Source organism: Thiohalophilus sp. (genome assembly GCF_031581315.1).
Classification (GTDB): domain Bacteria; phylum Pseudomonadota; class Gammaproteobacteria; order UBA6429; family Thiohalophilaceae; genus Thiohalophilus.
Genome location: NZ_JAVLAZ010000005.1, coordinates 1 through 8,654 on the forward strand (window position 1 = coordinate 1; position 8,654 = coordinate 8,654).

Here is an 8,654-nt window from a genome sequence, read left to right on the forward strand (position 1 = left end):
CCGGACGTTATCTGGGGACGGCGCTCGCTGTTCTATCTGGCGGGCAAGCCGCTGCTGGTAAATGAAATTTTTCTGCCCGCGATCGAAAAACTGTGAACTTCATCTTTGACAGATACTGATTCCGCATGCCTTTGAATTATTGTTACAATACAATATCTATTCCGACCCGGCACACGACAGAGGTTGAATGAATTCGCAGCGACCGGTGACCAACCGCGATCAGATTCTTGACCGCCTGTATCAGTATTTTCTGCTGACCCGCCTGCACCGACCGATTGGTATTTTCCTGTTGTTATGGCCCACCCTGTGGGCGCTGTGGATAGCGGCCGAGGGGTTTCCGCGGCTGGATGTTTTCGTGGTGTTTATGCTGGGCGTGATCCTGATGCGCTCGGCCGGTTGCGTGATTAACGATTACGCCGATCGCGAGTTCGACCCGCATGTGGCGCGTACCCGCGAGCGACCCATCGCCAGCGGCAAGGTGCGCCCGCGCGAGGCCCTGGGATTGTTCGTGGCGCTCTGTTTGCTGGCCTTTTTGCTGGTACTGACCATGAACCGGCTGACGATCTATCTGGCCTTCGGTGGCGTGGCGCTGGCGGCGCTCTATCCGTTTATGAAGCGGTATACCCATCTGCCGCAGGTGGTGCTGGGCATGGCCTTCGGCTGGGCGATTCCCATGGCGTTTGCCGCCCAGACCGGCGCGGTCCCGAAGGTGGCCTGGCTGCTGTTTGTGATCAACGTGGTCTGGTCGGTGGCCTACGACACCATGTATGCCATGGCCGACCGCGAGGACGATCTGAAAGTCGGGGTCAAATCCACCGCCATCCTGTTCGGCGACGCGGACCGGCTGATCGTCGGCCTGCTGCAGGGGCTGGTCTTGCTGGGGCTGCTGCTGCTGGGTCGCCAGCTGGCGCTGGCAACACCTTATTATATAGGCCTGCTGGCGGCGCTGGGTTTTGCCCTGTACCAGCAGTATCTGATTCGGGATCGGGAGCCGGCAGCCTGTTTTCGCGCCTTTTTGAACAACAGCTGGCTGGGCGGGGCGGTGTTTGTCGGGCTGCTGGTGGCCTACGCCTGGGGCTGAATCCGGGGGCTGAACTCGGGGCCTGAACAGGGCCAAAGGCTGTTTTTGACTGTAAATTGCACTACAATACTATATACTACAATAAGTTAGCTTCGAAATTTAGAGCTAGATATCAAGATCCGGCCTTAACTCTGCATGCGCGAAGGCATCGGGTAAACACTGAAGGGATTCCGGGTTATCAATTAAACAAGGGGGTGTTCCCTGTTCGGATGGCTGAAAAAATCCAGGGCGGTGCCGGGACTGGTCGGAGTGCATCTTTCCGATCAGGGTATTGCCGTGGCGGCCGTGCGTTATCAGGCACAGCAGCCGGTGCTGGTTGCGTGTGAGTTTATGGCCGCCGGCCCGGCCGAACGTGCCCAGGTTCTGACCAAAGTGCTGGGCACAGACGGCCTGAACGGCATGCGGGTCAGCACCGTCCTCAACCACGGCGAGTTTGACCTGCAAATGATTGAGGCGCCGGAGGTGGCCGAAGACGAGCTGCAGGCGGCGGTGCGCTGGCGCATCAAGGACCGGCTCGAGTTCGATATCAATGAGGCGGTGCTGGACGTGTTCACCATTCCCGGTCAGCAGGAGCGCGGTCGCCGGCCCATGGTCTATGTGGTGGCGGCGCGTCAGGAGCGGGTTAAACAGTATATCGATGAACTGGAGGGCGCCGGCGCGGATCTCTGCTGTGTGGATATTCCCGAGCTGGCACAGCGCAATCTGGCCGTGCGCCTGCCCGAGGATGCGCGCGGGGTGGCCATGCTGTCGCTGGGCCCCGATTCGGGCCTGCTGACCCTGACCCGCGAAGGGGCGATTTATCTGGCGCGGGAACTGGATGTCGGTTATCGCATGCTCGAATCGGCCACTGCCACGGCCGACGGTGACAGCGGCCTGCAACTGGAAGCTGACATTTCGCCGGATCAACAGCGCGCGTTTGACACCATCGTGCTGGAAGTCCAGCGCTCGCTGGATTATTTCGAAAGCCATTTCGGGTTGCCGCCTATCGGCCATCTGGCGCTGGCCCCGACCCCGACGCCGCTGCCGGAGATGCTCGAATACATGGGTAGCAACCTCGGCGTTCAGATCAAGCCACTGGAACTGGGTGAGCTGCTCGAGGCGGATGCCCTGCCGGATCGGCGCATTCAGGCCGAGACGTTGCTGGCCATCGGGGCCGCGCTGCGGGGGCCGGGAACATGATGCCGGGCCAGCAGATCAATCTCTATCAGGACATCTTCCGCGAACAGCAACGGCCGTTCTCGGCGCGGCAGGTGGGGCTGGCGGTACTGGGCCTGATCGTGTTGCTGGCGTTGGTCTCCGGCTTTATGCAGTGGCAGCAACAGGGGCTCAATACCGAGCTGGCCGAAAAGGCGCAGCGCAAGACCGAACTGGAACAACAGGTCGCGACACTGCGCCAGAAACTTGAAGCTCGCCAGGGCGATCAGCAATTGCAGAAGGCCGTCGAAGCCCTGAATAACGAGCTGGCGGTCAAGCAACAGATTCTGCAGGCGCTGTCGGGCAGGCGCTTCGGCAATACCGACGGCTTCGTGGAACATTTGACCGGGCTGGCACGCCAGCGCATCGACGGGCTGTGGTTGACCGAACTGGCCCTGCGCCAGGGTGGCACACGCCTGGATATGCAGGGGCGCAGTCTCAAGCCCGAGTATGTGCCCAATTATTTGCAGAAACTGTCCGCAGAAACGATCTTCGCCGGCACCGAATTCGATAACCTGGCCATCAGCCGCAATGCGGATCAGCCCCGGCACATGAACTTTCAGTTGCAGAGCCGGGTGAAGCAGGAGTCGAGCGAATGAAGCAGACACTGCAACAGTGGGCTGAACGGTTTGATGCGCTGACGTTACGCGAGCGCCTTATTCTGGGCGTGGGGGCCCTGCTGGTGATCGGCATCGTCTGGCTGGAATTTGTCTATCTGGCCCAGGCCGACCAGAACAAGCGCCTGAGTAACCGCTTGCAGACCACGGACTCGCAAATCGCGGCCCTCGAACAACAGATTACGGCGCTGAACAGCGAGTCGGCGCGCGATCCCGATCAGGCCAACCGTCGGCGTCAGGAAAAATTGCAGGAGCAACTGGCCGAAGTGGATGCCCGGTTGCAGGAAAAAACCGCCAGTCTGATCAGCCCGGCGCAGATGGCGCAGGTGCTGGAGGCGGTGTTGACGCAAAAAACCGATCTCAAGCTGATCGCGGTGCGTAACCTGCCGATTCAGCCGTTGCTCGAATTATCGACCGATGCGGAAGGGGACTATCCCGACTCCGGCGTATACCGTCATGGTATGCAGATCGAATTCAGCGGCAGTTATCTCAGCACACTGGAGTACCTTCAGGCGTTGCAGGAACTGAAATGGGACTTTTACTGGGACAGTCTGCAACTGCAGGTGAAAAGCTATCCGGTCTCAAGCGTGACCATCACCGTGCATACCCTGAGTCTGAAAGAGGGCTGGATCGGTGTTTGACAGGGTTGCTACCGGATTGTTGATGTTGGGCCTGGTGTTCGCCGCGCCGGTGAGCGCACAGCTGGATGACCCGACCCGGCCGCCGGGGTATCGACTGTATGTGCCCGGTGGCAAGTCGGCGGCGCCCAGCTGGAATGTGGATACGATCAAGATCGGCGAGCGGGAACGTATCGCCGTGATCAACGGCAAGCGCGTCCGGGAGGGCGACAGCGTTAACGGCGCCAGGGTGCTGGCGATCCAGCCGGGCTATGTGCAGTTGCGCTACAAACAGGAAGAGTTCGTCATCCGGCTCGTGCCGGGCGGCATTCGCAAACAATTTCGCTAGACAATGATCGCGGCCTGGCCGCGGAACAGGCAATCGTGCTGGAAAACGCTATGACAAAAACACTGAAAATGACGCTTATCGCAGGTTGCATCGCGCAGCTGGCCGCCTGTGCCGGTACCCAGCCACCTCCGGCAACGCTGTCATCGATTGACGAGGCGCTCAACGAAGCGGGAGCTCGCCCCGCCGATCGACAGGGTGATGCCCCGGCCAGTATCAGCGAGGCGCTGATGCCGGAGTTTAATCTGCAGTTACCCGACAGTAGCGGTATCGATACCGAACCGCGCTTTGATATCAAAGTCAATCGCGCCGACGCGCGCCGTTTTTTCATGGAGCTGGTGGAAGGCACGCCGCATAACATGGTGATGCATCCGGATGTGGACGGGCGCCTTACGCTGGATTTGAAAAATGTGACCGTGGCCGACGTCATGGAAGTGGTGCGCGATGTCTACGGCTATGATTATGATCAGACCCGCACCGGCTTCAAGGTGTTCCCCAATACCCTGACCTCCCGTATTTTCAGTCTTGATTATCTGGATATCAAGCGCAAGGGCGTTTCCAATCTGCGGGTCAGTTCCGGGCAGGTTACCGAGAACGCGCCGGCCAGCGGTAGCGGACGTACGGGGGGACTGGCTGGCGGCGGGAGCAATATTAACCAGCCCGGCGGGCAGAGTAATACCCTGTCCGGCAGTTCGATCAATACCGAATCCGAGTCGGATTTCTGGAAGGGTATGGAATCGGCCCTGAAGACCATCGTGGGTAACAAGGAAGGGCGCAACGTGGTGGTCAATCGTCAGTCGGGGCTGGTGGTGGTCAATGCCATGCCGGCTGAGCTGCGCGCGGTGGAACGCTTTATTAAATCCACACAGGATGTCGTTCAGCGTCAGGTCATTCTGGAAGCCAAGATCATCGAGGTCGAACTCAATGATCGGTTCCAGAGCGGCATCAACTGGTCGGCCCTGCACGATACGGCCAATAACAGCTTTTTGATCAACCAGACCGGCGGCGGCAGTATCTTCGGTGGCTCGGGCGTGGCGGATACCACCGGTAGTGACGGGAATCTCAATCCCAGTGCCCTCAATCAGGTGGACGGCTCGGCAGCCTCGGCCTTCGGCGGCGTTTTCTCCATGGCGCTAAACGTTGGCAACGATTTTGCCGCCTTTATCGAACTGCTCGAGACTCAGGGCGATGTACAGGTGCTCTCCAGTCCCAAAGTCTCGACCATTAACAACCAGAAAGCCGTTATCAAGGTGGGCGAGGATGAGTTCTTTATCACCGACGTCGCCTCCAATACCGACATTACCACCGGCACCTCGACCACCAGCAGTAACGTGGAACTGACACCGTTCTTCAGCGGTGTGGCGCTGGATGTGATCCCGCAGATCAGCGAGGACGGCAATATCATTTTGCACATCCATCCGTCAGTCAGCACGGTTACCGAAAAAACCAAGAATATCAGCGTCTCTTCCAATACCACCTTCAGCGTGCCGCTGGCGATCAGTACCATTCGGGAGTCGGACAGCATTATCCGCGCACGCAGTGGCCAGGTGGTTGTCATCGGGGGGTTGATGCAGGACTCGGTTACCGACGAGGATGCCTCGGTGCCGTTGCTCGGGGATTTGCCGTTGATTGGCGGTCTGTTCCGTCATACCCGCGAAGTGACCCGCAAGAGCGAGCTGATCATTTTGCTCAAGCCAGTGCTGGTTGAGGGGGACGAGACCTGGTCCGATGCGGTACGTTCCTCGCAGGAACGGATCCGCCGCATGCGCAACCGGCAATAGGCAAGAGTAATGGGCGCAAGAACATGATGTATCTGCAACATTTCGGACTGCGGGAAGCGCCCTTTTCGATTACCCCGGATACGGCCTATTTCTTCTCTTACGGGCATTATGCCGACGCCCTGAATACGTTACTGGTGGCCCTGCGCAGCGGCGAGGGCTTTATCAAGGTCACCGGCGAGGTCGGCACCGGCAAAACGCTGCTTTGCCGCAAGCTGCTCAACACCATGGACAAGGACTTTGTCTCGGCCTACATTCCCAATCCCCAGTTGAGCCCTTATGGCCTGCAGGCGGGAGTGGCCTCGGAACTGGGTATTGCGTTGTCCAACCGACCGTATGGTCATCACCAGTTACAAAAAATGATCACGGATCGACTGATGGAGTTGACCAGTGAAGGCAAGAAAGTCGTGTTATGTCTCGATGAGGCCCAGGCCATGCCAACTGAAACGCTGGAGACCCTGCGCCTTTTGACCAACCTGGAAACCGAGAAATACAAACTGTTGCAGGTCGTGCTGTTCGGCCAGCCGGAACTGGACGAACGCCTCAATACCCGCCAGGTGCGCCAGCTCAAGCAACGCATTACCTTCTCCTATCGACTGGAGCCGATCGATCGCGAAGGACTCGATTCCTATGTTTCCCATCGACTGGTGGTAGCCGGCTATCAGGGGGGCGCCCTGTTCGAGCACAGGGCGATGCGAACATTGTATAAATGCAGTCGCGGTATACCGCGTTTGATCAATATCCTGTCCCACAAGGCGATGATGGCCGCCTATGGACGGGGCGACACCACGGTCGACGAGCAACATATGCGTCTGGCGGTCAAGGATACCGAGGATGCCCAGCTGGCGCATCCGCCGCGCCGGCGCTGGCCATGGTGGCTGGCAGCGGTCACCGTGCTGGTCTCGGTTGCTCTGTTCTATTGGCAGGGGGACAGGTTGCCGGGAGTCAGTTTATGAGCCTGATTAACCAGATGCTCAAGGATCTGGAAAAGCGTCGTGCCGATTCGGTGTCATCCCCGGATGGTTCGTTGCAAGGCGTGAATCGTTACAGTGTGGCACGCCGGCGTCCGCCCTATCTGGTCTATGCACTGGCCGCTTCATTGATATTGCTGGTGGTACTGGTCGCTGTGCTGGGCTGGTTCTATCTCAATACACCGCAGCCGGCCGGGGCGAGCGCGCCGCCGATCGCCACGGCCCCGGTGCCGGCGGTCGAGACCGCCCCGTTGCCACAAGCGGACAGCGGGCAAAACAGCCCGTCCGCTGAAAGTGTCACCGCCGGGTCGTCAACGGCGGAGCGGGATTCGACAGAAGAAAAAGCCGCGCCCCAAACCGTGACCCCGGCAAAGAACCAGACGGCAGCAAAGCCGAAGCCGGCATCTGAACCCGAACCCGAACCCACCTCGCGGGTCGAACACCAGCCGGCCCGGACCGGGTCGGCGGTTGATGAAACGTCGCAGCAGGTGACCAAGCGCAACCGGCCATTGAGCGATGAACAGCGCGCGGAACTGGCGTATAAAAAGGGCTATCAATTACTCGGCCGGGAACAAACTGAAGCCGGCGAGCGTCACTTGCGGGAAGCATTGCAGCATTACCGGCAACATCACCGGGCCCGGGAACTGCTGGCCGGGGTGTATATTAAAAGCGGGCGTTATGTGGAGGCGGCAACCCTGTTGAAAGAGGGCGTGGCCCTGGCGCCGCAGAACAGCCTGTTTGCCAAACTCTATGCCCGTGTCCTGCTCAAGCAGGACAAACCGACCCAGGCTATCGCGGTGCTCGAGCGCCAGCCGCCACCGATGGGGGTGGACCGCGATTATCACGCCCTGCTGGCGGCGATCTATCAACAGGCGGGCTACCACCTCAAAGCGGCGGCCACGTACCGGGATCTGTTGCGGGTCAATCCCCGTCAGGGAAACTGGTGGATCGGGCTGGGGGTTTCCCTGGAGCAACTGGAGAAATATACCGAGGCCCGCTCTGCCTATGAACGGGCAAGGAACAGTCCCACCCTGGCGGAAAGCCTTAAAGAGTATGCCGCTGAACGACTGAGCGCGCTGGCGGCAGCGGGATTGTAAATTCTGCGTTAAGTCGCGCTTTGTGAGTGGTTCGCGGTGGCGGGCTGTTCTATAATCAGGGCAACGAATTCTTGCCGACCTTGCCCATGTTTCTGATCAAGCATTTCAATGCCGGATTGCTCAGTGTTGCCGTGAGCCTGCTGCTCATGGCACCGCCGCTGCTTGCCGAGGAGCATGAGCCGGGCTATTTGCCGCAGTTTCGTCTGAACCTGGATGGGGAGACCCGGCGGGCCCTGCAACTGCGTGATGACAGCGAATCACACCAGGCTCTCCTGCAGCCCCGGTTACACAATGTGGACTCGCTTTCGGAGTCATCCAGTACGGCCAACCGCCTGCAGCAATATGACGCCCGCTTGTTCTATCCGATCAGCACAGCGCACGGTATGTCACTGGATCTGGGGCTTAATATCAAGTACCTCGATGCGGCAGGTCGTTATCCGCAGGCGGAAGATCAGACCGCCGTGCATAATTTTAACCAGGCCATTCCCATGTTTTATGCCACCGCCCTGTTCGAGCTGCCGTTTGACGGGTTGTCCGCGTCGCTGGAAGGCAGCCATCGTGACAGCGAACGGGCCCGCGCGTTCGATTATCAGGCCAAGCTGCAATACAAATGGCATCGCGGCCTTGGCCTTGAAGGCGGCTGGCGCCATCAGCAATACTCCCTGGATAACGGCCAGACCACGCCCGGTCTGGAATATGAATCCAGAGGCATCTTCCTCGATCTGTTCATGGATTTCTGATCTTTTGCTGGCTGGCATGTTGCCGGTAATAACCTCAAAGCCGAACAGGGTGCGTCCTGCGCACCGCCCTGAATACACCGACGATTAAATCTGTTTTACCAGGACTGTTCGGTGGTTATGTCCACGTTGGTCTTCGTTTTAATCACCACACAACACTTAATCATTATCTCCTTTGCGTTCTTCGCGTCTTTGCGTACTTTGCGTTAATTCCAG

The 8,654-nt window shown here is 59.0% G+C and carries 9 protein-coding genes; all 9 read left to right on the forward strand.

Annotated features, from left to right (window positions below; genetic code table 11):
• The first annotated feature begins 187 nt into the window (after positions 1-187).
• The 9 genes from ubiA (at position 188) to RI563_RS01185 (ending at position 8,441) form a co-directional block, all read left to right on the forward strand.
• Complete coding sequence (gene ubiA, locus RI563_RS01145) at positions 188-1,081, forward strand: 4-hydroxybenzoate octaprenyltransferase (protein WP_310692490.1); 894 nt, start codon at positions 188-190, stop codon at positions 1,079-1,081.
• 249 nt (positions 1,082-1,330) lie between these two features.
• Positions 1,331-2,260: a pilus assembly protein PilM gene (gene pilM / locus RI563_RS01150; protein ID WP_310692491.1), complete on the forward strand. Its 930-nt coding sequence runs from the start codon at positions 1,331-1,333 to the stop codon at positions 2,258-2,260.
• Positions 2,257-2,874, forward strand: coding sequence for a PilN domain-containing protein (locus RI563_RS01155; protein WP_310692492.1), 618 nt, complete (start codon positions 2,257-2,259; stop codon positions 2,872-2,874). Before pilM ends, RI563_RS01155 begins: the two co-directional genes overlap by 4 nt.
• Positions 2,871-3,533 carry a hypothetical protein gene (locus tag RI563_RS01160; protein ID WP_310692493.1) on the forward strand — a complete coding sequence of 221 codons (663 nt, stop codon included), beginning with the start codon at positions 2,871-2,873 and terminating at the stop codon, positions 3,531-3,533. Before RI563_RS01155 ends, RI563_RS01160 begins: the two co-directional genes overlap by 4 nt.
• Before the next feature lie 22 nt (positions 3,534-3,555).
• Positions 3,556-3,858, forward strand: coding sequence for a general secretion pathway protein GspB (locus RI563_RS01165; RefSeq protein ID WP_310692494.1), 303 nt, complete (start codon positions 3,556-3,558; stop codon positions 3,856-3,858).
• 50 nt (positions 3,859-3,908) lie between these two features.
• Positions 3,909-5,636, forward strand: coding sequence for a pilus (MSHA type) biogenesis protein MshL (gene mshL / locus RI563_RS01170; protein WP_310692495.1), 1,728 nt, complete (start codon positions 3,909-3,911; stop codon positions 5,634-5,636).
• A gap of 23 nt (positions 5,637-5,659) precedes the next feature.
• Positions 5,660-6,589, forward strand: coding sequence for an ExeA family protein (locus tag RI563_RS01175; protein WP_310692496.1), 930 nt, complete (start codon positions 5,660-5,662; stop codon positions 6,587-6,589).
• The gene (locus tag RI563_RS01180; RefSeq protein ID WP_310692497.1) at positions 6,586-7,701 is read left to right on the forward strand and encodes a tetratricopeptide repeat protein; all 1,116 of its coding nucleotides are present in this window, start codon (positions 6,586-6,588) and stop codon (positions 7,699-7,701) included. The genes RI563_RS01175 and RI563_RS01180 overlap by 4 nt, the downstream gene beginning before the upstream one ends.
• A gap of 86 nt (positions 7,702-7,787) precedes the next feature.
• Complete coding sequence (locus RI563_RS01185; RefSeq protein WP_310692498.1) at positions 7,788-8,441, forward strand: hypothetical protein; 654 nt, start codon at positions 7,788-7,790, stop codon at positions 8,439-8,441.
• The last annotated feature ends 213 nt before the right edge of the window (positions 8,442-8,654 follow it).